This is a genomic window from Pandoraea pnomenusa (genome assembly GCF_000767615.3).
GTDB classification, from domain to species: Bacteria; Pseudomonadota; Gammaproteobacteria; order Burkholderiales; family Burkholderiaceae; genus Pandoraea; species Pandoraea pnomenusa.
Map to the genome: position 1 here is coordinate 797,953 of NZ_CP009553.3, position 24,086 is coordinate 822,038.

Consider the following 24,086-nt stretch of genomic DNA (forward strand, 5'->3'; position numbering starts at 1 on the left):
TGACGGTTACACGCTTACACCGTTATGCCGCGGATTCGTCGAGGGTCGGATAGTCGACGTAGCCACGCGCGTCGCCACCGTAGAGCGTATCCCGATCCAGCGCATTGAACGGTCCGCCGCGCTTGAGCCGTTCCACCAGATCCGGGTTCGCGATGAACGGCTTGCCGAACGCGATCAGGTCGGCAAGGTTCTCCTTGCGTGCCTTGAGCGCAAGCGCGAGGTCATAGCCGTTGTTCGCCATGAAGGTGCCCTTGAAGAGGCGCCGCAGCTTCTGCAGATCGAAACCGTTCTCCACCTCGCGAGGGCCACCCGTCGCGCCTTCGACCACGTGCAGATACACGAGGCCGAAGCGGTTGAGCTGCTCGACGGCGTACGTAAACACCGGCTCGGGATGGCTGTCGCCGCAGTCGTTTGCCGGGCTGACCGGTGAGAGACGAATCCCCACGCGATCCGCGCCCCACACGTCGACCACGGCCTGCGTGACTTCCAGCGTCAGGCGCACGCGGTTTTCGATGCTGCCACCGTACTGATCGGTGCGATGGTTCGTCTTGTCGCGCATGAACTGATCGAGCAGATAGCCGTTAGCCGCGTGAATTTCCACGCCGTCAAACCCGGCGCGCTTCGCGCATTCGGCCGCATGGCGGTATTGCTCGATGATGCCCGGGATCTCGTCGGTCTCCAGCGCGCGCGGCGTCGGGTGCGGCTGGAAGCCGCTTTCCGTGAACGCCTTGCCGGCGGGCTGCACTGCCGAGGGCGCGACGGGCAGTGCACCGCCCGGCTGCAGGGACGGATGCGAGATGCGTCCCACGTGCCACAACTGGCAGAAAATCTTGCCGCCCTTGGCGTGCAGTGCGTCCGTCACCTGTTTCCAGCCGGCGACCTGCGCTTCCGTGTAGATGCCCGGCGTGTAGGCGTAACCCTTGCCTTGCTGCGAGATGTTGGTGGCTTCGCTGATGATGAGTCCTGCCGAGGCGCGTTGTGCGTAGTATTCGGCGACCATCGGTCCTGGCACGTCGCCCGCACCGGCGCGGCTGCGCGTGAGCGGCGCCATGACGATGCGATTGCTCAGTTCGAGCGGGCCGAGCGTGTATGGCGAAAAGAGATCCGTATCCAGCGCGGCGAGCGCGCCCGTGGGTGCATGTTGCGAGTCCGTCATTGCTGAAGGTCCTGTGAAAGTGGGGGGATGCTGTGCTGCACAAAACCTGCACAGGTTACGGGAAATCCGCCGGTCTTGCAGACGGCGTCATCGTGACGCGTTGCACTGTCCGCCAGGCGTCGAGTCGCGCCTCGCGGGCGCCCCGCTGGCGCCGTGCGCCGCCGGGGCGTGGTGGTTTCGCGAGGCGGAATCCGGAATTGACCTGGCGTTCAGGCACCCACCGGCGCCGGGTTGACCGGGGCGCGACGGGCAATGCGCAGTACCATGAACGCACCGACGATACATACGCCGCCCGAGAGCATCGACGCCATGGTGTAGTTGCCGAGCGTGGCGCGCAGCGAGCCGGCCACCAGGGCCGCCGTTGCCGCACCGAGCTGGTGCCCGGCCACGATCCAGCCGAACACGATCGGCGCCATCGTCTTGCCGAACACGTCGGTCGTGAGGCGCACGGTGGGTGGCACCGTGGCAATCCAGTCGAGTCCGTAGAACAGCGCGAAGAGCGGCAGGCCGAAGAAGTCGAATCCGAAGGCGTACGGCAGGTAGATCAGCGACAGGCCGCGAAGACCGTAGTACCAGAAGAGCAGCACGCGGCTGTTGTAGCGATCGGAGAGCCAGCCCGACAGGGTTGTGCCCACGAGATCCAGCATGCCCATGGCGGCCAGAATGCCGGCGCCCTTGACTTCGGAGATGCCGTAATCGCCGCACATCGCAATGAAGTGGGTGCCGATATACCCGTTGGTGCTCGCGCCGCAGATGAAGAAGCTGAAGAACAACAGCCAGAAGTCGCGCTTGCCGGCGGCCATGCGCAATACCGACAACGCGTGGGCGAGCGGATTGCCCTGATTGAGCGGCGCGTCCGGAGTGTCTTCCGGCGCGCCGACCGGGCGCAGGCCCACCGAGCCGGGGCGCTCGGGCACGAGCAGCGCCACGAGCGGCAACACCAGCGCGGCGACCGCCGCCACGATCAGCACCACCGGGCGCCAGCCGTAGCGTTCGGTAATCGCCGCCATCATCGGCAGAAACACCATTTGTCCGGTTGCCGAGCTGGCGGTGAGAATCCCCATCGCCAGACCACGATGCGTGTGGAACCACCGATTCGAGACGGTCGCCGCCAACGTGACGGCGGCGACGCCGGTGCCGCCGCCGACCATCACGCCCCAGATCAGCACCATCTGCCATGGCGCGGTCATCAGCGAGGAGAGCGCCGTGCCGGAGGCGAGCAGCAGCAGCGCGACCATCACCGTCGGTCGAATGCCGAACCGCTGCATGGCGGCAGCGGCGAACGGACCGGTCAGGCCGTAGAGCGCCAGATTGACGGAAATGGCGAGCGAGACGGTGGCCCGACTCCAGCCGAAGTCATGTTCGAGCGGCACCATCATCACGCTCGGCGTCGCGCGGATGCCCGCCGACGCGAGCAGGACCAGAAAAATCACGCCGACCACGATCCACCCGTAGTGGAAGTGACCGTTGATGCGCCTTGCGAGTGCTGCCTTCATGGCGGAAATCCTTGGCGTCCGGCGGCGAACGGTGCGTGCCAGGCCGGGAACGATTGCGGGAGCCCGACTGTCTACGTTGATTCGTACATTTGTGACAGATCGGTAACATGAGGTTGCCATGTTATGAACCGATCGGTAACATGTCAAGTATTCCATTGTGGCGGCAGGGCTTTCCCGACGCCGCAGTTCACCGACCAGGGAGTGCCAGACGAATGGCCAAATCGACAACGCCGGGCATGCCGGGCAAGGCATCCGCCAAGGGCGAGGGCGCTGCGGCGACGACGCGACGTCGCAGCGCAGCGCCGCGCCCGGGCAAGGCGGGGCGGCATGTCACGCCCGCTCCCATTGCGCAGCAGCATCTGCTCGACGCCGCGGTCGAGTTGTTCCATACCGAGGGTGTGCGTGCCGTCGGGGTGGACGCCGTGGTCAAGCGCGCGGGCGTGAACAAGATGAGCCTGTATCGCCAGTTCGCCTCGAAGGACGATCTCATTCTGGCGTATCTCGATCACATGCAAACGGCAAGCCTGGCGCGGATCGACGCGAGCATCGCGAAGCGCGAGGGCGATCCGCGGGCGCAACTGTTGCAGATCTTCGTGGATCTCTCGGAGCGCGCGAGCCAGTGCGGCTATCGGGGATGTCCGTTCGTGAATGTGGCCGCGGAGTTTCCCGATCCCGAGCATGCGGCACGCAAGTCGGTCGTGAATTACAAGGCGGAGGTGGTGCGGCGCTTCACCGCGCTCGTGACGGCCGCCGGTTCCCGGCATCCGGCGCCGCTGGTCGATGCGCTGTCGCTGATTCTCGAGGGGGCCTATGCGGCGAGCCAGACGTTCGGCCCGGGCTCGGCGCCGCTGCGTATTCTGCCGACGGTTGCGCGGCAGATCATCGACGCCGGGCTCGCTGGCGCGCTTCAGGACGACTGAAGCCCGGCCCGGCGCTGGCCCGGGCCGGGTGCCGAAAGTCAGGCGGCGAGTCGCGCCCGCGCCACGCCGGCCGTGCCGCGCGTGACCGGGTGGTCGCCGCTCGGGGCGTCGTCCGACGTCATGCGAAAGGCCGCGACCGCCTGGTCGAGCATGTGCGCCTGGTCTTCCATCGACGCGGCCGCCGCGGCCGCCTGCTCAACGAGCGCCGCGTTCTGCTGCGTGACCTCATCCATCTGCGTGACCGCCCGGCCGACTTGCTCGATACCGTGGCTCTGCTCCTCGGACGCCGCCGAAATCTCGCCCATGATGTCGGTGACGCGACGCACGGCCTGTACCACGTCGTGCATCGTCTGGCCGGCCTGGGCGACGAGGGCCGAGCCGTCCTGGACGCGGCCGTTCGACGCTTCGATCAACTCCTTGATCTCCTTGGCTGCCGCCGCGCTGCGCTGCGCGAGCGTACGCACTTCGCCGGCCACCACCGCAAAACCTCGGCCCTGTTCGCCCGCGCGCGCCGCTTCCACGGCGGCGTTGAGCGCCAGAATGTTCGTCTGGAAAGCGATGCCGTCGATCACACTGATGATGTCGACCACCTTGCCCGAGCTTTGCGAAATGCCTTCCATCGTGGCCACGACCTGATCGACGACGTGCCCGCCGCGCACGGCGATGGCCGACGCGTTCTCGGCGAGCTGGCTGGCTTGACGCGCGTTGTCGGCGTTCTGTCGTACCGTGGAGGTGAGCTGCTCCATCGACGACGCCGTCTCTTCCAGTGCGGCGGCCTGCTGTTCGGTGCGAGCCGACAGATCGGTGTTGCCTTCGGCGATTTCCCGTGCCGAAAGCGTGATGGCGCGGGTGCCGCCGCGAATGCGTCCGATCATCTGCTGAAGGTTGGCCTGCATGCGCTGCATGGCGAACAGCAGGCTGGCGCTGTCGCCCTGGCGCAGACGGACCTGAGCGAGCAGGTCGCCGTCGGCGATGCGCGTGGCGATGTCGGCGGCGTACTCCGGCTCGCCGCCCAGACTGTGCTGCACGTTGCGGATGATGAGCAGCATGATTCCCGACACGGCCAGACCGACGATGGCCAGTATGGCGCCCCAGCGCAGCAACGCCCCCACGAACGCCGTGTTGATGTCATCGACGTAGACGCCGGTGGTCAGGTACCAGTCCCAGGGGGAATAGGCGCCCACGCGGCTGATCTTTTCGACGGGCTTATCCGAGCCGGGCTTCGGCCAGAGGTACGTAACGAAAGGATCGTCGGTGCGAGCCGCGGCAACGATGTCCGAGAACATGAGCTTGCCCGACGGATCTCGGAACTGGCTCATGTCCTTGCCTTCGAGCTTGGGGTTGACCGCGTTGAGCACGATGACGCGTTGCGAGTTGAGGATGCCGAAATAGTTGTCGCCGTCATAGCGGATGGCGCCGATCTGCTCGCGCGCGAGCTTCTGGGCTTCGGCGACGGTGATTTCGCCGCGCTGGGCACGCTCGGCGTAGTACTTGGCCAGACTCAGGCCCGCATCGACGACGTGGGTGAGCCCCTCGCGGCGCTCGGCAAGCATCGTGTCGCGCTGGGCCCACGCGCCCCAGACCGCCATGGCCAGCAGACTGACCCACATCAACGCAACGGCAGACCACAACTTCGCTTTCAAACTCAACTGCTGCATCACTTCGTCTTCCCCACTGGTTCCGCTTCGGTGTGACGGACTCGCTGCACGTTGGCGGCGGCCGCGCGAGACGTGTCGTCCGGGTCGCGCGGGCCGAATGTCGATCGAATGTCAGCGCCCTCGATGAGAAAGCACTGACCGAACGTGTGCTAACGGCAGTCCTAGCAAGGACTTGAGGTGCGCGTGGGGCGACGCGCGCGCGAGACAAAGGAAAAACCGGGCTAACCGCGGGTGAAAAGTGCGCGAAAACCGGGTGACGACAACCGCTCAGCCGTGGATGACCACCATCAGGCCGCGCGCGACGGATTTGCCCACATTGCGGATCGCATGCGCCCGGTCGGCGGGGTAGCGGGCGGTCTCGCCCGGCCTGGCACGTCGCGCGATGTGATCGACCTCGATGTCGATCTGGCCGTCGAAGACCGTGAAATGCTCGCGCGTGCCCGGATCGTGGGGCTCGGACACCAGCGCGGCGCCGGGTTGCAGCGTCAGCTCGTACCACTCGAATTTCCCGGCCAGCTCCATCGGGCCGAGGATTTTCAGTTGATAGGCCTGTTCGGCGCCGGCCAGCGTCGGTGTTTCGTGCTTGCCGAAGATGCGCACCGGTTCCGGATCGCCGGCCGGGGCACCCAGCAACTGATCGAGCCGCACACCCAGCGCGTTCGCCAGTCGCCACGCCACGGCGATGGTCGGATTGGCCTTGTCGCGCTCGATCTGGGAGAGCATCGACTTCGATACCCCCGAGGCGCGGGAGAGCGTCTCGAGCGTCATGCCACGCTCCTTGCGCAGCTGCTGGATCATGTCGCCGACCGGCGGCGGGGCGCTCGGCGGCAGGGCGGCGGACGGCGTGCTTGCCATAAGGATTCCGGGATATTAAAATTTTTCAATATATTGAAACTTGTTCAATATAAAGTATAGTTTTCGATAAGGTGGATGGCGCCATGGTAGCAGAGCCCGCCGCACGGCCGATGCGCGTTCAGGCAACGTCGCACCGGGCTGGGTCGGGGCGTGATCGTGCGTTGTCGACCGACATCGCTGCCGGCTCACCCGATGCCGGCCGACCTATCCGGCGAGGCCGCACGACGGCACCGCTGTCCGCACAAAGGAGATGCGCACGATGACCGCACAACAACCGGAAGCCCGCGAAGGCTTCTACCGGCAACTGACCGAACGACTCGAAGACACGCGCCGCCAGGGCCTTTTCAAGCAGGAACGCGTGCTCATGTCGCGGCAGGGGCCGGAGGTCATGTGCGACGACGGGCAGACCCGCATCAACCTGTGCGCCAACAACTACCTCGGGCTTTCCGGTAGCGAAACGCTCGTCAAGGCGGGGCAGAAGGCGCTGGAAGACTTCGGCTTCGGCCTGTCGTCGGTGCGTTTCATCTGCGGCACCCAAGGCCCGCACAAGGCGCTCGAAGCCCGCATCGCCGCCTATCTGGGGACGGAAGACGCGATCCTCTACGCCGCGGCGTTCGATGCGAACGGCGGCGTTTTCGAGCCGCTTTTCGACGAGCAGGACGCGATCATCTCCGACGCGCTCAACCATGCCTCGATCATTGACGGGGTACGGCTTTGCAAGGCGCAGCGGTTGCGCTACGCCCACAACGACATGGACGACCTGGCGCGCCAGTTACAGGCGGCGGCCGGGGCGCGTCATCGCATCATCGTCACCGACGGCGTGTTCTCGATGGACGGCACGATCGCCCAGCTCGACCGCATCGTGGCGCTCGCCGAGCAATACGGCGCGCTCATCATGATCGACGAGTGCCACGCAACCGGCTTCATGGGGCCGACCGGGCGCGGCACGCACGAGCATCATGGCGTGCTCGGCAGGATCGACATCATCACCGGCACGCTGGGCAAGGCGCTGGGCGGCGCCATGGGCGGCTTCACCGCAGGCCGTCGGGAAGTGATCGAAACGCTGCGCCAGCGCTCGCGTCCCTATCTCTTCTCGAACAGCCTCGCGCCGGCGATCGTCGGCACGTCGCTCGCCGTCTTCGACGAGCTGGAGCATTCATCCGCGCGACGCGAGCAACTGCATGCCAACACGGCGTTCTTCCGTCAGGAGGTGGCGGCGCTGGGCTTCACGATCAAGCCGGGCACGCATCCCATCGTGCCCGTCATGCTGTTCGACGCCACGCTGGCGCAGCGCTTCGCGCAGCGGCTGTACGAACTGGGCGTGATCGCCACCGGCTTCTTCTATCCCGTGGTGCCGCAGGGGCAGGCGCGCGTGCGCGTTCAACTCTCGGCGGCGCACACCCGCGAACACCTCACGCGGGCGCTGGCGGCGTTCGCGCAGGCCGGCAACGAACTCGGCATTCTCAAACAAGGTTGAACATGGAACGCATCCTCATTATCGGCGCCAACGGACAGATCGGCAGCGAACTCGTCGAAGCTCTTGCCGCGCAGTACGGCAAGGAGAACGTGATTGCGTCGGACATCGCGCCTGGTCCGTCGCGTCACGCGGTCCACTACGAGACGCTCGACGTGCTCGACGCCGCACGACTCGCGGCGCTGGTCGAGCGTTTCGGCATCACGCAGATCTTCCATCTGGCGGCGCTGCTGTCGGCGACCGGCGAAACGCGCCCCCTGCAGGCCTGGACGCTCAACATGAATGGTTTGCTCAACGTGCTCGAACTCGCGCGCGAGCGCAAGCTGCGCGTGTTCTGGCCGTCGTCGATCGCCGCGTTCGGGCCGCATACCCCGGCGGTGGAGACGCCGCAACTGGCCATCATGGACCCGACCACGATGTACGGGATCAGCAAGCAGGCGGGCGAGCGCCTGTGCGAGTACTACTTCACGAAGTTCGGCGTGGACGTGCGCAGCCTGCGCTATCCGGGCGTGATCAGTTACAAGACGCCGCCGGGCGGCGGCACGACCGACTATGCCATCGACATCTTCCAGGCCGCGCGCCGTGGCGAGACGTACACGTGCTTCCTGAAGGAAGACGCCACGCTGCCGATGATTCACATGCCGGACGCCGTGCGCGCCACGCTGGAACTGATGAACGCCGACGCCTCGCGGCTGCGCGTGCGTTCGTCGTATAACGTGGCGGGGGTCAGTTTCGATCCGGCGACACTGGCCGCGGCGATCGCGCGCCGGGTGCCGGACTTCAAGGTGACGTACGCGCCGGACTTCCGTCAGGCGATCGCCGAGACGTGGCCGCACACGCTCGACGACACCCATGCACGCTACGACTGGGGCTGGAAGCCCGCCTACGATCTCGATGCCATGGTCGACGACATGCTCGCCAATGTCCCGTTGGACTGGAGCGTGCCTGCCTTGGGAAACGCAGCATGAAGGGCGAGAGTGAAACTGGGCGAGAGCGAAACGAAGTGGAAAGACGATGACTGAAAGCGGCGACTGAAAAGCGAACGCGACAGTCCCGGCAAGGCGCGTGCGATGTCGAGTCGTACGCGCCTTGTGTTTTCAGACGCCCTGCCTGCCGTATCGCTTACTTCGGGTGATGGACCGCGTAGTAGGCGAGGGCTGCGAGGACCGCGCAGGTCACGGCAAATGCGCGACGGCGCCAGCGATAGGCGGGGGTCATGCTCATGGCACGGCCACGGCCTTCTGCTTTCGAATGGTAATAGCTCATGATGCGTCTTCTCGGGTCTGATACACGGTCTGCGCCGCGGAAAGAACCTGCGCGATGAATTGTCGATGCGCCCCCCGGGGGCATCCGCCGCAGGTTCTGAATCGATTATGCGACCGCACAAAAACGACCGCGAATCAGTATCTTTACCGATAGGTGTCGCCTTTTTGACACGGTCCGTCGCATGGTGATGGTCGTTTCGACGAAGCCTTCGGAACCGGCAGCGTGCATGCGCCGCCCCGCCGCAGCCCGACGCCACGGCCCGGTGACGGCGGTTCCCCGGGCGATGTCTCGATTGGCGTGATTCTCGTATTGCGAAGGTTGCGCAGAATCCCCATTTGCCCGCTTGCGTGCCGCGTGTCGCGCTGAAACAATGCACGAAAACGGTGGCCATGCCGATGGCCGCTTCCAAATCGTCGTTGAGATCACGCCTGGGGAGGGTCGTGCCATGACGCCGAAAACGCGCCGCACCATCGCTTGCGGCCATCGCGGAGTCGCCGTCCGGCGCGCCGCCATTGTCATTGCCGCTGCGAGTCTATGCACGGCTCACGTCCATGCGCAGGAAGCCATGCTGCGCGCCAACAACCAGGTCTGGCTCGGCGTGGGCGCCCAACCGCTCAACTACCGGGAAGACATCGGGCCAGGCAAAAGCGATTCCGAACGTGGGACCACCGCGGCGTTCGCATTGGGTGCGGCCACCCAGCGCCAGCTGTTCGGCATCTCGAACCTTTATTTCAGCGGTTCGGTGCGCGTGTCGCACGGCAATGTCGATTACAGCGGCTATTTGCAGGACTTCGCGGGTCGGGTCGTGCAGCCGAATTACCAGATGACCACACGCTCCACGAACACCGACGTCACGCTCAAGGCGGGCAAGGCGATCCCGTTTCGTCTCGGCACGTGGAGCGCGCAAGTGGTGCCGTACCTGAGTTACAGCTATCACGACTGGATTCGCGACAGCAGCCGCGACCCCTACGGCTTCTACGAACGCTATCGGCACCACGTGGTCGGCGGCGGGCTGATGGGGCAGCTGGAAGTCACGCCGAGGCTCGTGGCGACGGCCGATGTCCGGGCCGGGGCGATGGTCGGGGCCTCGATGACCCAGGCGGGATCGCAGAATACGTTCAGCCTGGGCAACAAGCCCGTGGTCGTGGCCGGGCTCGGCCTCGACTACGCCGTGGCCCGAAACTTCCACATCAACGCCTCGTACGAATGGTCGCGCTTCCAGTACGGCCGTTCGAGCGTGACACAGGTGGCACCGGGCACGGCCGCCTACGAGCCCGATTCGAGAACGATCACGCAGACCTGGATGATCGGCGCGGGCTACGCGTTCTGAGCCCAAGCCGTCCGCGTTTGGCCGGGGACGGCGACCGGGGCGGTCAGGTCGCGCCTTCGACGTCCTCGAGACTGAACGTTTCCGTGTGGTCGTTGTACGAGAAGATCTCGGCGTAGCGCCCCCAGTTGATGGCGGTGTCGAGCGTTTCCTGTGCGAGGTCGTCCGACATCGAATCCTCCAGCTCCTGTTCGAAGCGCACGCGCGGCGCGCGTTGGCCACGACGCTCCTGCAACACCGCGCGAATCTTCGCGGCAAGCGGCACATGGCGCAGCAGGTGCTCGGCAAACAGCACCTTGCGCTCCTGCGTGCTCACGTCCACGAACCGCTTGCCGGCGGCGGTCAGCAGAATGTCGCCTTCCTTGAGTTCCGCGAAACCGAGCTGATCGAGAATTTCCGCCACGGGGAACAGATCGTCGACTTCGAGCAGCAGCGTCTGCGCGATTTCCGGCAGGTCGGCACGACCGTTGTACGGCGGCACGGCGAGTGCTTCGAGCAGACCGGCCATCAGGTTGGTCGAGACTTCGTGCAGCGGACTGGACAGCTCCAGCGGCATCTTCTGCGTGGTGTGCGCGTTGCGGCGCGAGGTCATCAGCGCATAGATGTCGTCGACCATCTTGCGGAAGGCGGGGTCGAGACGGTTGCGACGGTGCGCGAACGGCACCTTGATCTCGGCGACCACGCGACCCGGATTGGACGACAGCACCAGAATCCGGTCGCACATGAATACCGCTTCCTCGATGTTGTGCGTGACGATCAGGATCGACTTGATCGGCAACTGACGCTGGCTCCACAGATCGAGCAGATCGGTGCGCAGCGTTTCCGCCGTGAGCACGTCGAGCGCGGAAAAGGGCTCGTCCATGAGCAGCAGCGTGGGGTTGACCACGAGGGCCCGCGCAAAACCCACGCGCTGGCGCATGCCACCCGACAGTTCGCGCGGATAAGCGTTTTCGAAACCGTCCAGGCCGATCAGGTCGATCGCCGCGAGCGCGCGGCGACGTCGCTCCTTGGGCTCGACGCCCAGCGCTTCGAGCCCGGCTTCCACGTTCTGCAGCACCGTCAGCCATGGGAACAGGGCAAAGGTCTGGAACACCATCGCCACCCCTTCGGGCGGGCCCGCGAGTGGCTGCCCCATGTAGCGGATATCGCCCGAGCTCGGCTGGATCAGGCCGGCAATGATGCGCAGCAGCGTCGACTTGCCCGAGCCGGAGCGGCCGAGCAGGCCGACGATTTCGCCTTCGTGCAGTTGCAGGTTCACGCCGTCGAGCACCTGGCGCTCGTCGCTGCCCTTGCGGAAACCGCGGCTGACGTTGGCGAGCGAAAAGATCTCTTTTCCGGCAATCGTATGGGTATCGTTCGGCATCACGGCCCCTTCAATTCAGACGAAGCTTGTTTTCGGCGATGGCGTACATGGGGCGCCACAGCAAGCGGTTGAACAGCACCACGAACAGCGCCATCACGGCGATGCCGAGCAGAATACGCGGGTAGTCGCCGTCGGCGGTGGTCTGCGCGATGTACGCGCCCAGGCCGTGCGCGGCGACCTTGTCGTCGCCCCACTGCACCCATTCCGAGACGATGGACGCGTTCCAGGCGCCGCCCGACGCCGTGATCGCACCGGTCACGTAGTACGGGAAGATGCCGGGCAGCATCACCTGGCGCCACCACTGCCAGCCGCGAATGCGGAAGTTGGTGGCGGCCTCCTTGAAGTCGTTCGGGAAGGCGGTCGCGCCGGCGATCACGTTGAACAGGATGTACCACTGCGTGCCCAGCACGATGAGCGGCGAGAGCCAGATGTCCGGGTTCGCGTGGAAGTGGACGATCGCCATCACGAAGATCGGGAACAGCAGGTTCGCCGGGAATGCGGCGAGGAACTGCGCCAGCGGCTGGATGCGCTCGGCCAGTTTCGGACGCAGCCCGATCAGCACGCCCAGCGGCACCCAGATCGCCGACGCAATCGCGATGAGCACGACAACGCGCACCAGCGTGATCAGGCCGAGGCCGAAAACGCGCAGCACCTCGGAGAAGCCGACTTCGGAGAGCACGAAGTCGCAGATCTTCCATGCGGCCCATACCCCCATGACCACCAGCAGCAGCGCCCACAGCCAGTCGATGGCGCGCGAGAGCCGGGTGTTCGATTCCGAGTGAATGGCCGCGGGCAGCGACAGCGGCATGCGCATACGAGCAATCGTGCGCAGCAGCTTGCCGAACGGGCGCAGCAGGAACTGGATCGCGCGCGTGCGCTGGATCACGTTGAGCACCCACGATTCGGGCGCCGCTTGCGAGACGGTGTCTTCGAGACGGAACTTGTCCGCCCAGGCCACCATGGGGCGGAACAGGAACTGGTCGTAGATGACGATGACGACGATCATCGCCAGGATCACCCAGCCCACCGCATGCAGGTCGCGCTGCAGGATGGCCGTCGCGAGATACGCGCCGATGCCCGGCAGCGTGACCGTCTTGTCGCCCACCGTGATCGCTTCCGATGCCACCACGAAGAACCAGCCGCCCGACATGCTCATCATCATGTTCCAGATGAGGCCGGGCATCGAATAGGGCACGTCGAGCTTCCAGAACCGCTGCCAGGGCGACAGACGCAGATTCACCGCGACTTCGGACAGGTCGCGCGGCTGCGTTCGCATCGACTGATAGAACGAGAACGTCATGTTCCACGCCTGGCTCGTGAAGATCGCGAAGATGGCGGCGCATTCGGCGCCGAGCACGCGTCCCGGGAAAAGCGCGAGGAAGAAGGTGACCGTAAACGAGATATAACCCAGCACCGGCACTGACTGGAGGATGTCGAGCATCGGCACGAGCAGCTTCTCGGCGCGCCGGCTCTTGGCCGCGAGCGTGCCGTAGACCAGCGTGAAGAGCAACGATGCGACCATGGCCGCGAGCATGCGCAGCGTAGTGCGCAGGGCGTACTCGGGCAGGTTGGACGGGTCCAGCGATATGACTTCGGACTGCAGGTCGGCCAGCGGCGCCCAGGTCTGGCGAATGCCCGAAGAACTCACCATCAGGAACCCGATGATGAGCGGGAAGGCGATGAAATCCCAGCGGTTTGGCAGCAGGCGTCGCGCAGTGGCGGGGATGAACGGACGGGCTACGCGCGTCATCAGGACCTCGAGAGATTGAGGGGTCGGACGGTCGACAGGAGTTTGCGTCGCATTGCGGCACGGGCGGCCACGGGCACGTGTGCAGGGACGGCAGCGGATGCTACCAGATTGCCCTGCAAATTGATGTTAAAGCGCATGTCGCGGGCTGGCAAACCCGCTGCGCGGCGACTGACTGTGGTTTTTATGCTGCACCGCGTCAGGCGTCTCGTTTCGGTGGGTGATACATGGCGGTGCGGCGGTGCGCCTGATTCCTCGCGCGCGATTTCCGGAAGACGAGGCGAACGGTTTCGGGCAGGGAAAACGTTATTTTGAAGATGTGAACTTTATGGGCGCGCCACGGACCAATCCCCGCGGCTTGATTCGTGCCGTGCGGTCGTGTAGTGTGCACCGCTCGATCGGGCCACGGCGCCTGCTGCCATGGGGCAAGATGCCCTCTGCGGCCGTCGTGTGGCATGCCGGCCCGACCCCCTCCCATTCCCAGACAAGCAAGGATGCGCCGCATGACGACGCCATTGGACGCGCGTTGCGAGCGCGCACAACAACTGAGTGCCGCGGGCCGGCTCGACGAGGCGATTGCCGAGTTGCGCCAGGTGCTGAAGCAATCTCCCGAATTCGTCCCCGCCCTCGAGGGCCTGGCTTACGTCTCGCTGCGCATGCGCGCCTTCGAGGCGGCTGCCGACGCATTCGACCGTCTGCTCGCGCTCGTGCCGCAGCCCGGCGCGCAGCCCTGTTTCGACGCCGCGATGGCGAACTTGCAGGCGGGGCGTCAGATGCGAGCCGAAGCGTTGTTCGAGGCCACCGTGCAGCAGTCGCACGACGTCATCGGCACGATGCACACCGTGGGGCTCACGTGGGCGCAGGCAGGCGACAACGCCCGCGCACTCGTCTGGTTCGAGCGCACGGCGGCCAAGGCGCCGGCGCTTTGGCAGGCGCATTTCAACCGGGGTCGCGCGCTCGGCGCGCTGGGCCGGTATGACGAAGAGATCGACGCGTATCGTCTGGCGAACGCCATTGCGCCGCAGCAACCCGATCCCCTGGTGAACCTCGGTGTGGCGTTGCGAGAGCGACATGCGTTCGCCGACGCGCTGCAATGCCTGCACGAAGCGGTGAAGCGCTCGCCCGATCACGTGGGCGCGCGCACCAATCGCGCGCAGACCCACCTGCTGCTGGGCGACTACGAGCCGGGCTGGCATGACTACGAATGGCGCTGGCAGGAGGGCGTGCAGGAGCGGCGCTTTGCCGACCGGTTGTGGGACGGACATACGTCAGTCGAAGGCAAGACCGTGTTCGTCTACAGCGAGCCTGGCTACGGCGACACCCTGCAGTTCGTCCGGTTCCTGCCGCGCCTGGTGAAGATGGGCGCCAACGTAGTGCTGTCGGTGCAGGCGCCGCTCGTCACGTTGCTCGGCGGCGTGGCGCGCGGGGTGACGGTGCTCGGCGATCACATGCCGGTGCCGTCCTTCGACTGGCAGGTGCCGCTGCTCAGCCTGCCCCATCTGCTCAGGATCGGGGGCGACGTGGCCGTGCATTCGCCCTACCTGCGCTCCAGTGCGGGGCGCGAGATGGTCTGGCGCTCCGCGCTTGGCGCCAAGCCCGAGGGCGCGCTGCGCATCGGCTTCGTGTGGCGTGCGCGTGCGCTCCCGCCGCAACGGGATGTGCCGCTCGCGCACTGGGCGCCGGTGTTCGCGTCGGGCGCGCAATGCTACGCCCTGCAAGTCGATGCCACGGACGAAGAGCGTGCCGAACTCGCGCGGTATTCCAACGTGCACGACATCGGCGCCAAGCTCAGCGACTTTGCCGAGACCGCCGCCGTCATGGCCCAGATGGATCTCGTGATCTCGGTCGACACGGCGGCGCTGCATCTGGCCGGCGCCCTGGGCAAGCCGGTGTGGGGACTGATCCAGCACACGCCCAACTGGCGCTGGCAGCTCGATCGTCGCGACAGCGACTGGTACCCGTCGGTCACCCTGTACCGTCAGCCCGAGCGCGGCGACTGGGACGGCGCAATGGCGCAGGTAGTTCGTGACCTCGAGGTGTTGATGCGGGGCGCGCCGATGGCGCAGGTCGCCTGATCGGGCGGGGCCGATGACGACGTCGCTCCGGATCGTGCGGCGTCGGTCGTGCATGACGGCGATGCGGCCGCGTGCGACGCCCACCTGACGTCCCCTCTGGCCCGCCGGGATCAGCCGGCGTCGGCCTGGTCTTCCTCGACGTCGCGCAGCCGCGTATAGATGTTCCAGCTCGCGATGAACAGCGCGGCAATGAGCGGCCCGATCACGAAGCCGGTCAGGCCAAAGAGCGACATGCCGCCGAGTGTGGAGATGAGCACGACCCAGTCCGGCAGTTTGGTGTCCTTGCCCACGAGGATCGGGCGCAGCACGTTGTCGACGAGGCTCACGATGGTGCCGCAGAACGCGAACAGCACCACCCCTTTCCAGATCGCCCCCGAGAGCAACAGCCAGACGCCCACCGGCACCCACACCACCGCCGCGCCGACCGCCGGCAACAGCGACAGGAACGCCATCACCACGGCGGCGAGCACGTAGCCTTCGATGCCGAGCACCGCGAAGATGAATCCGCCGAGCATGCCCTGCGCGACGGCGACAGCGATGTTGCCCTTGACCGTGGCGCGCACGACCGTGGTGAATTGCCGGATCAACTGACCCTTGTGACGTTCGTCCAGCGGCAGCGCGCGGCGTACCATCGCGCCGAGCGCCACGCCATCGCGCAGCAGGAAGAACAGCATGTAGAGCATCACGCCGAAGCTCACGAGCAACTGCGCCGTGTTCTGGCCGATGCTCACGAGATAGACGGCCACGAGGCGCCCGATCTGCGCCGCGCCGTCACCGAGTTTCTGCTGGATGGCGTTGACGTCCTGCACGCCGGCGAGGTCCATGATGCGATGCACGCTAGCGGGCAGCCGGTCGAGCAATTGCTGAAAGGCGACGGTGAGCTGTGGCAGATCGGTGCGAAAGCGCACGAGCGCCGAACTGACTTCCTGCGTGAGCATGCCCACCACGACCGTGAGCGGCAGAATCACGATGAGCAGCACCAGCGCGAGGGTGGTGAGCGCGGCCAGGTTGGGGCGCCCGCGCATGCGGTGCAACACGCGGCGCTGCACCGGCTGGAACAGCAGGGCGAGGATCGTGCCCCAGAACACGGCGCCGAAGAGGGGGAACAGGATCCACCCGAACGCGACCGTCACCACGAACAGCATCAGGTGGAAGAATTTGCGCTGGTCGCTACGACTCGACATGAGGGTTCCTTGCAGATGGCGACGGCACGGGAGGTGCGTCAGAGGCTCTTATATCAGAATCGGACGCCTGCCCGATGGCCTCGATGATACGGAGCACGAGCGGATGTCCTTCGCCGCGTCGCGAGCGGATGGCGTGGATTTCCTCGTGAACGCCCTCGGGCCGCCCCAGCCAGCGCAGGCCGCGCAATATCGACACGTCGCCCGCGCCCGCCTCGCTCAGTGCGAAGACACCCATCCCGCGCGTGGCGAACACGGCCATGAGCGCGCTGTCTTCGAACTCGCCCACGACATTGGGCCGAATCCCCTGTGTCTCGAACCAAAGATCGAGGCGTGCGCGCAGCGCGGAGTGCCCCGTGGGCAGCAGCACCGGCAACTCGGCGAGGCATTGTGGAAACGCGTCGCGCGAGGCGTTGCGCACGACCGATGCCGGGCCGTACCAGTCCACCGGCGATTCCGCGAGACGTTCGCTGGCCAGACGCAACGTCGGGTTATAGGGGGCGGGCTGGCTGGCGAGCACCAGATCGAGTTTGTGCAGCGCCAGCTCGGCGAGCAATTGCTCGTGCTCGCCCTCGTGGCAGACCAGTCTGAGGGCAGGCGTATCGAGTACCGGGGCGAGGATCGCATGTGCGGCCAGTTTGGAGATGCCGTCGGCCAGCCCCACGGACAGACGCGCCACCCGGCCGCTCGCCGCCTCGCGGACTTCGTCGGGAATCGACTGGCCGAGACGGAAAATCTCTTCGGCACGTCGAAATGCCGCCTGCCCCGGCTCCGTCATCGTCACGCCCCGCCCGGCAGGCTTGAGCAACTGATGCCCCAGTGACTTCTCGAGCTCGCGCACCTGGGCGCTGATCGTCTGCACGGCCATGTCCAGGCGTTGCGCTGCTCGGGCGAAGCCGCCTTCCTTGACGACGACCCAAAAATAGTAAAGATGTCGGTAGTTCAACATGTTCCTGTATCTTCGGAAAAACCGAACTTTCATGAAGTATATAGATGGTTTTTGCGAAGCGTGAGTTCGACGATGATGCGGTTCTGAACCCGCAAGCTACGTTTGGTGCGGGTTGCGAGGGAAGGACTGGGGCGCGGCGTCGGGAAGTGCGAGGCGGGCGCTCCGACAACCATACGGAAACTCTGACGCACATATGGACTATTTACTTGCTTTGGCGGCTGACCCGGCGGTGTGGGCGGCCCTTGTCACGTTGGTGGTCATGGAGGTCGTGCTTGGCATCGACAACCTGATCTTCATTTCGATTCTGACCAACAAGTTGCCGTTGGCGATGCGGGCGCGTACGCAACGCATGGGAATTGCGCTGGCCCTGGTCATGCGTCTGGCGCTGCTTGGAACGGTGGCGTGGATCGCGAAGCTCACGACGCCGCTTTTCGAGTTGTTCGGTCACGGGTTTTCGTGGCGCGACCTGATTCTGGTCGCGGGTGGTCTTTTCCTGGTGTGGAAGGCGACCAAGGAGATGCATCATCACGTGGCGCACGGCGCGGGCGAGGACGATGAGGCGGGGCATGGCGACGGGGCGTCGGGGGCCGGTACGCTGGCGACGATCACCGCACGCGCGGCGGTCATGCAGATTCTGCTGCTCGATCTCGTGTTCTCGATCGACAGTATCGTCACGGCCGTGGGCATGACGGAACACATCCCGATCATGTTCATTGCGGTGATTGCCGCGGTGACCGCGATGCTTTTCATGGCGGGGCCGCTTTCGCGGTTCATTGCCGCGAACCCCACGGTCGTGATGTTGGCGCTGGGCTTCCTGCTGGTGATCGGTATGACGCTGATCGCCGAGGGCTTCGGGTCGCATGTGCCGAAGGGATACATCTACGCGGCGATGGCGTTCTCGGCATTCGTCGAGGGGCTGAACATGCTCACGCGTCGTGCGAAGGCGCGCCGCAACGCCCAGAAGGCGCGGGTGGTGCACTAAACGGCGCCGGCACGGCGCACATGCCGGCGCGTCTTTGAGACGCGCGCGGCGCGCGCCGGGAACTGAGCTGCCCCCAAGGGTTGGCGTCAACGCCAACCCTTGGGGGTTTTTTCATGGTGGTGGGGAGTTCGTTTTTTTCGAAGTTGAGTGAATGAAAATGCAGGTTTTTTCGTTGCGCTGCGCCCGATACATTGAGGGCGTTGTCTTTTCAGTGACGGAGCGAAACGATGAAGTGTCCTGTGTGCGGTACCCCGGATTTGTTGATGACGGAGCGTCAGGGCGTGGAGATCGACTATTGTCCGACGTGTCGTGGCGTGTGGCTCGATCGCGGCGAACTGGACAAGTTGATCGAGCGCACCGATGGCGGTCCGGCGATGACGTCGCCGCAATCGGCACGTCATCATGAGCGTTCGCAGCGGATGGAACGCGACACGCGAGAGCATCGCGACGATCGCCATTCGTACGACACGCACGACAGACATTATGGACACGACGATCGGCGACGGCATTACAGCCAGCCGCGCAAGAAGAAGTCGCTGTTCGAGATGTTCGATTTCGATTAATTGACGGCGTTGCGCAAATGCAAGGCGTCATGGTCGGCGCCTTGCGGGCGGCATTATGGAGTGATGGGGGCTGGCAATGGTTCGGGGTGCGTCCGCACGGACTGCGACCGATGTGGTCGTTCAGGTCGATATGACGCGCTCGCTGCTCGACGAATCCCGATGCGACGTTGGCGTTCGAGGATAAAAAAAACGGCTTCCATCGCTGGAAGCCGTTTTCAAATTTGGTGGCGAATCAGGGACTCGAACCCCGGACCTGCGGATTATGATTCGGCGTGTGACGCGGTAAGTTTTTGAAAAATAACGCAATCTGACCGTAAACGATCGAAATCAAAAGTTGTTTAGTGTCAGTAGTTTAGCGTAATTTCGGGCAAGCGAAAAAAACTGGCTACTGCACTTCCGGTGCACTGAGAACAGGGGACGAAGGAGTGTGTATGGCCGGATATATCAAACGTCACTGATCGACCCACTTGGGCCGTTCGAGGTACCGCCATGCCAACGGCAGCTTTCAAAGGTGCCACGGCCGTTGAGGCGGTGGTATCGGCCGCAGAATACTCGGCCTTATAAGTGCCTTCCCTCCATTTGCTTCGGCCGGCGCCACGCCGAACCACTGCACGAGCTGTCGTGCGTAGTCCGTCCACACTGGATGCTTAGGTTCAGCGGCGTGGTTTGGCTCAACCTCCGCAGGAACCCGATCTGCGGCGACCGCCCGGACGCATCGGCGGCGCAAAGCCTTCTCGCTCCTGGAGGGGAAAGACGAAGGGATTCTTCGGATGCACAGGCGTGTCATCGTCCATCAGAGAGGGAAGTGCATGCATCCCCTCGGCGATACCTTTTGCGTCCAAGTATCGAAGAATTTTTTCGGCAAAACCGTCCGGACAGCGGAACTGCCGGCCCGTGGACAGCGGGGAACCGGTCAGTGCAGCCCACCCACCGTCCGGCACGAAGCAGTGGCGTCCAAAGTAGTAGAAGCGTCCTGCGACCAGCGCATTCACGCCGGACGTGTCGCGGCGGATATCCTCTCGCGTGTGGTAACGGTTCTCCAGCTGCTCGTATTGCCCGAGGTGGTTGCGATAGTAAATGTTGTCTCCGCACAAGGCGACGGCGTCTGACGACTCGCGCGGCGGCTGTTTGACCGCGAAGCGGCTGTCGTCGAAGTACGCGTGCAGCGGCAGAATCTCCTGGATCTGCATGAGGTGCACGAGTCCGTCGCGCGGGATAGTCACGCCTCGGCGAGCTGCGCTCGTGACCAGTTCCTGAGAAGCAAATCCAGCCACCCAGTCGCCGGCGTTCCTGCATGCGCGGATTTTCGGCTTGCACGTGGCAAGCGTTAGCACGCCGTGAAACGGGTTGGGGGCGAATCCGGTGTCGTGGGTCATCTTATAGCCCATGGTGACGCTCATACCAACGCTCCTGTCGAGGTGCCATGACGGGACACCAGGCTCTCCAGCCACTGAGAGGCCTCCGTGCAGTTGCCCACGTCGATCACGAACTCTTGGCCCTTACCGACCGATTGCAAGATGGCCCAGTCGTTGTCGAGACGCCACCGGCCCGGATCCCGGTGGTAGCTAAGCGTCGGCTGCTCGGGGTTTTTGAGCAGCCAGCGTGGCACACGCCATACCGAGCGCGAACACCCAGGGGCAGTCAGCTGTAAATCAGGTCCCCAGTTCCGGAATACACCGGCCGCTGGTGCTCGTTGGCGCGAACCAGCTAAGCTCTCGCCGGCAACATAGATCGTGTTGTTCACACCGATGCGCGCGGCATGCTGTACGTGTGGATGATCCTCAAGCCACTCCGGGCACTCAGATGCGTCCACCTTGTGTACTTGTCCCACCTGCAGCCAGCCGAACAAGGCGTGGAGGTTCGGAGCGCCCGGTACATACCGCCACCGATCTCCAACGCGTTCAGCCTGACGGAACCATCCGAAGAACAGGAACACATCTCCCGGCCCCACGCCCTGTTTGGCAAGGTGTTTCTGCGCTGAGCCCACCTGCCCGAGCGAAGCCATCCATCCCGGTCGGCGCGCCACGCTGCCGGCATGCAGGTCAGGATCGAGATGGACGGAAGTGCGCGCTGTGATCGCACCTTGCGTAAGGTCGCTAGCCAGCTCGTGCATAGGACCGAGTGGACCTTGGATGTCTCCGAGCGGTCGGCCGTAGCGTGATGGGATGGGGAAGGTCAGAAGCGACCCATCGGAGAGAATTGGGCTCGGCACCCGGCCATACTGTGAATCAAATCCTTTGCGGCTAAAGATGATTTTCAAACGTAGCTCCTGACAACTACCTCGGTAGCCGGATTGAACTTCGAGAGACGCCGGCATTAACGGGAGGAAACTTGTAAAAGTTTAACCTTTCGAGGCAACGAAATGAAAAGCGCGCTCAAGTGCGGGCTGCTGTTGCAAGCTTTAACGAAGTTTGCAGGTTCAGGTTGCAACGTGACGCTTCGCATGACCCTCGATTCACCCGAAAGTTAGTCTCCATGCTCGGACCGACGCGAAATCTGCATCCCCCACCTCTTACCCTTGCAACCTATCTCTCAAGCAGCGCTGGTTCTCGTCGATGATTGGCCGCTAGCGGATGCGGAGCCGCCTCCTGTACGACCGGATAACTTTCCGGACCAACGTCCCATCATGGCCGGTAGCGGCCCTCTGCCGCCTGACCGTTTCCGACCCGTTTCCGCCGTTCAGCCTCAGGCAGTCCTATGCTCGCTTCCGAATGGTCAACGGCCATCCAGCGCACGCGGCGCGCTTAGTGTTCGGTCCGCGGCTCTCGTCCCCGAAGGCGGCTCAACTGGATCCTTTCGGTCGCGCAGGATTGCTTCGAGAGCTACTCATGCTGGTTTTATTCCGGCGGGTCTCAGCCTATCTTGATATCAACCGCATTCTCACGTTGACCGACAGCTCGCTGAGAACGCTGAGCAGATTTGGTGCACAACCACAGCACGTTGGAGTACTGTCACCTCCATTCATCGAAGGAGCGGAAACTTTCTGGCGCTTCGTGCCGCTAGCAACCCAACGCTTCCACACATGACAGGTCCATCTTGACAGCTGCTCCGCTTGGCAGCCCGTCGCGTCGCGCAGGGACTCGTTCCAGCCGCAGTCTTGACCGCTGACAAGGTGCGTTTTCGGGCCGGCAAATCGGGCGGGCGGTCGCGAACGCATAGCGTTGATGGTGCCAAGTAAAGTGAGGTGGCGTGGCCATCCGGCGGACGCTAAACTAGGGCCTCAAGAAGGTTAGTCTGCCCAACGGTTGTAAGAAAACATTAATAAAATTGCAATGGCCGACAAGAAAATTAACTCTATCGCCGACTTCATAAAGCACATGCGAGCTGTCGCTCAACCAGAAGGAGGACCTAGATGGTTCCGGGGACATGCCGATGTCTCCTGGAAACTTCTTCCACACTACGATCGCCTGCGAGCTCCAATGGGCGAGATAGAGCTCTTAGGGCGGTTTCGTCAAAACGCGAACCTTCTGCTCAATAGTGCACCGACGCTTCCATACGACTTCGGTTGGATGTTCTTAATGCAACACTATGGCGTGCCGACGCGTTTGCTGGACTGGACCGAGGCTCCCCTGATAGCACTCTATTTTGCGGTAGACGATTTAACGCATCACGACAAAGACGGTGCTATATGGATACTTTCTCCAATGGATTTAAATAGGCACTCAACGAAAGACGACGTATATATTCCGTCGTTCGAGGACGAGTGGCTTGCAAATTACTCCGTCACCGAATATGCACGTGGTCGTGACAACGGAATATTACCTATCGCTGCGATCGCCACCCGTAATAACCCTAGAATCCAGGCGCAGCTTGGCGTCTTTACCATCAGCCATCTCAAAAAAATTCCCATCGAAGAAATCGAGGACCGCAAGCACTGTCTCAAGATGGTTATTCCAGCCCAAGCGAAAAAACAAATCAAAGATGAGCTTAAGCTGCTCGGACTTTCGAGATTTCAAGTGTTCCCAGAGCTTTCCAGCATTGGTGCGGGACTGAAGGAGATTCTGAATTGAACTACATTGAAACACACCCGTTGCAACACAGCACGATCCAAAGCATTTATAGTGACTGGGACCTGATCGTCAAGGACCCATCCTATCAAAGAAATGGCGACGTCTGGTCTAAAGAAAAGAAGCAGTTATTAATAGATTCGGTGATCAATCGATACGATATACCAAAAATATACTTTCACCGATTCGACCGGGATCAAGCAAGGAAGACGGGCAAGCAGTATGCGGTTATCGATGGCCGTCAGCGACTTGAGACAATAGTTAAATTCATGGAGGATGAATTTTCTCTGAGCGATGATTTTAGATATTTGGAGGATCCGAGCGTTATAGCCGCGGGAATGAACTATAGCGAGTTGGCGAAGAGATACCCTCGGATTAAAAGCCGATTCGATTCGTTTAGCTTGCCGATAATCACGGTCGAGACTGATGACCTTGAGTTGATCGATGATATGTTTTCTCGGCTGAACGAAGCTGTTCCTCTTAACGCCGCCGAGAAGCGGCGTGCCATTGGTGGCGACTTAGTGAAAGCCGTCGACGAAATCTCGAAGAACGCGTTTTTCGCAAAGAAAGTACGCTTCTCGGACGCTCGTTACCAATGGAAAGAGTCAGCGGTTCGTTTGCTTTTTCTGGCGCATCATCTGAGATCTGAAAAGGTCGTTGACACGAAGAAACCGTTCCTTGATGCATTTGCGTTGAAATACAAGGCCGGCGAGTCCAAATATGTGAAATCCTTGAAAGAAGAAGTCAAGTCACTGCTTGACGCGATATTTCCTGTGTTTGTGGACAAGGACAGTCTTCTTCAGTCTCAAGCTTCAGTTCCAGTTTATGTATTTGTTTTCCAGCGGATGCGGGCCCGAGGTTTAGAAGATAAATTCTCGCGAAGTAAGCTTGAAGAATTCAATCGTCTCCGAATGAAAAATCGCGTACAGGCCGAGGATGATATTTCTAGCGCGAATTTCGAGCTACTGGAATATGACAGGTTATCGCAACAGGGCACGAACGATGCAAACTCCCTCCGAGAACGGTGGCGCATACTCGAAGGGTGGCTGGCCGAAGCGTAGGCCCAT

Annotated in this window: 20 protein-coding genes; 9 read left to right on the top strand and 11 right to left on the bottom strand. The window is 63.2% G+C overall.

Annotated features, from left to right (window positions below; translation table 11 throughout):
* Window positions 1-22 precede the first annotated feature (22 nt).
* Window positions 23-1,156 (bottom strand): alkene reductase, encoded by a 1,134-nt coding sequence (locus LV28_RS27700; RefSeq protein WP_023594245.1) that lies wholly within the window; start codon window positions 1,154-1,156, stop codon window positions 23-25.
* 209 nt (window positions 1,157-1,365) lie between these two features.
* Window positions 1,366-2,652, bottom strand: a complete 1,287-nt coding sequence (locus LV28_RS27705; RefSeq protein WP_023594246.1) for an MFS transporter — start codon at window positions 2,650-2,652, stop codon at window positions 1,366-1,368.
* A gap of 236 nt (window positions 2,653-2,888) precedes the next feature.
* On the opposite strand from LV28_RS27705, the gene LV28_RS27710 reads away from it, so the two are divergent.
* On the top strand, window positions 2,889-3,572 hold the full coding sequence (locus LV28_RS27710; RefSeq protein WP_048806743.1) for a TetR/AcrR family transcriptional regulator: 684 nt from the start codon (window positions 2,889-2,891) through the stop codon (window positions 3,570-3,572).
* Between the two features lie 38 nt (window positions 3,573-3,610).
* Here LV28_RS27710 and LV28_RS27715 read toward each other — a convergent pair whose 3' ends face one another.
* Entirely contained in the window at window positions 3,611-5,230 is a 1,620-nt protein-coding gene (locus LV28_RS27715; protein WP_023594248.1) for a methyl-accepting chemotaxis protein, read from the bottom strand.
* Between the two features lie 267 nt (window positions 5,231-5,497).
* Window positions 5,498-6,085, bottom strand: a complete 588-nt coding sequence (locus LV28_RS27720) for a helix-turn-helix domain-containing protein (RefSeq protein ID WP_023594249.1) — start codon at window positions 6,083-6,085, stop codon at window positions 5,498-5,500.
* Between the two features lie 259 nt (window positions 6,086-6,344).
* Between LV28_RS27720 and kbl the strand changes: the two genes are divergently transcribed.
* Both kbl and LV28_RS27730 read left to right on the top strand, forming a co-directional pair.
* A complete protein-coding gene (gene kbl / locus LV28_RS27725) occupies window positions 6,345-7,562 on the top strand; it encodes a glycine C-acetyltransferase (protein ID WP_023594250.1) in 1,218 nt (405 codons plus the stop codon).
* Between the two features lie 2 nt (window positions 7,563-7,564).
* Window positions 7,565-8,527, top strand: a complete 963-nt coding sequence (locus LV28_RS27730) for an NAD-dependent epimerase/dehydratase family protein (protein ID WP_023594251.1) — start codon at window positions 7,565-7,567, stop codon at window positions 8,525-8,527.
* A gap of 154 nt (window positions 8,528-8,681) precedes the next feature.
* Here the strand turns inward: LV28_RS27730 and LV28_RS48630 are convergent, their stop codons facing one another.
* Window positions 8,682-8,825, bottom strand: coding sequence for a hypothetical protein (locus LV28_RS48630; RefSeq protein WP_023594252.1), 144 nt, complete (start codon window positions 8,823-8,825; stop codon window positions 8,682-8,684).
* Between the two features lie 445 nt (window positions 8,826-9,270).
* Here LV28_RS48630 and LV28_RS27735 point away from each other — a divergent pair, with 445 nt between their 5' ends.
* A complete protein-coding gene (locus LV28_RS27735) occupies window positions 9,271-10,155 on the top strand; it encodes an outer membrane protein (protein ID WP_141572444.1) in 885 nt (294 codons plus the stop codon).
* Window positions 10,156-10,198: 43 nt separating this feature from the next.
* Here the strand turns inward: LV28_RS27735 and LV28_RS27740 are convergent, their stop codons facing one another.
* Both LV28_RS27740 and LV28_RS27745 read right to left on the bottom strand, forming a co-directional pair.
* Window positions 10,199-11,515 carry an ABC transporter ATP-binding protein gene (locus LV28_RS27740; RefSeq protein ID WP_023594254.1) on the bottom strand — a complete coding sequence of 439 codons (1,317 nt, stop codon included), beginning with the start codon at window positions 11,513-11,515 and terminating at the stop codon, window positions 10,199-10,201.
* A 10-nt stretch (window positions 11,516-11,525) separates the two neighbouring features.
* The gene (locus LV28_RS27745; RefSeq protein ID WP_023594255.1) at window positions 11,526-13,265 is read right to left on the bottom strand and encodes an ABC transporter permease; all 1,740 of its coding nucleotides are present in this window, start codon (window positions 13,263-13,265) and stop codon (window positions 11,526-11,528) included.
* 500 nt (window positions 13,266-13,765) lie between these two features.
* On the opposite strand from LV28_RS27745, the gene LV28_RS27750 reads away from it, so the two are divergent.
* Entirely contained in the window at window positions 13,766-15,337 is a 1,572-nt protein-coding gene (locus tag LV28_RS27750; protein ID WP_025250269.1) for a tetratricopeptide repeat protein, read from the top strand.
* A 110-nt stretch (window positions 15,338-15,447) separates the two neighbouring features.
* Here LV28_RS27750 and LV28_RS27755 read toward each other — a convergent pair whose 3' ends face one another.
* Together LV28_RS27755 and LV28_RS27760 are read right to left on the bottom strand one after the other, a co-directional pair.
* Window positions 15,448-16,521: an AI-2E family transporter gene (locus LV28_RS27755; RefSeq protein WP_023872302.1), complete on the bottom strand. Its 1,074-nt coding sequence runs from the start codon at window positions 16,519-16,521 to the stop codon at window positions 15,448-15,450.
* On the bottom strand, window positions 16,508-17,467 hold the full coding sequence (locus LV28_RS27760; protein WP_038618803.1) for a LysR substrate-binding domain-containing protein: 960 nt from the start codon (window positions 17,465-17,467) through the stop codon (window positions 16,508-16,510). Before LV28_RS27760 ends, LV28_RS27755 begins: the two co-directional genes overlap by 14 nt.
* Window positions 17,468-17,660: 193 nt before the next feature.
* Here LV28_RS27760 and LV28_RS27765 point away from each other — a divergent pair, with 193 nt between their 5' ends.
* Together LV28_RS27765 and LV28_RS27770 are read left to right on the top strand one after the other, a co-directional pair.
* Window positions 17,661-18,449 (top strand): TerC family protein, encoded by a 789-nt coding sequence (locus LV28_RS27765; protein ID WP_023594259.1) that lies wholly within the window; start codon window positions 17,661-17,663, stop codon window positions 18,447-18,449.
* Between the two features lie 227 nt (window positions 18,450-18,676).
* On the top strand, window positions 18,677-19,012 hold the full coding sequence (locus LV28_RS27770; RefSeq protein ID WP_023594260.1) for a TFIIB-type zinc ribbon-containing protein: 336 nt from the start codon (window positions 18,677-18,679) through the stop codon (window positions 19,010-19,012).
* Window positions 19,013-19,683: 671 nt separating this feature from the next.
* Here LV28_RS27770 and LV28_RS27775 read toward each other — a convergent pair.
* Window positions 19,684-20,412, bottom strand: a complete 729-nt coding sequence (locus tag LV28_RS27775; RefSeq protein ID WP_048806446.1) for an Nmad2 family putative nucleotide modification protein — start codon at window positions 20,410-20,412, stop codon at window positions 19,684-19,686.
* Entirely contained in the window at window positions 20,409-21,272 is an 864-nt protein-coding gene (locus tag LV28_RS48635) for an Nmad3 family putative nucleotide modification protein (protein WP_147291582.1), read from the bottom strand. The genes LV28_RS27775 and LV28_RS48635 overlap by 4 nt, the downstream gene beginning before the upstream one ends.
* A 1,012-nt stretch (window positions 21,273-22,284) precedes the next feature.
* On the opposite strand from LV28_RS48635, the gene LV28_RS27785 reads away from it, so the two are divergent.
* Together LV28_RS27785 and LV28_RS27790 are read left to right on the top strand one after the other, a co-directional pair.
* Complete coding sequence (locus tag LV28_RS27785) at window positions 22,285-23,022, top strand: FRG domain-containing protein (protein ID WP_038618797.1); 738 nt, start codon at window positions 22,285-22,287, stop codon at window positions 23,020-23,022.
* Complete coding sequence (locus tag LV28_RS27790; RefSeq protein ID WP_038618794.1) at window positions 23,019-24,080, top strand: DUF262 domain-containing protein; 1,062 nt, start codon at window positions 23,019-23,021, stop codon at window positions 24,078-24,080. The genes LV28_RS27785 and LV28_RS27790 overlap by 4 nt, the downstream gene beginning before the upstream one ends.
* Window positions 24,081-24,086 lie beyond the last annotated feature (6 nt).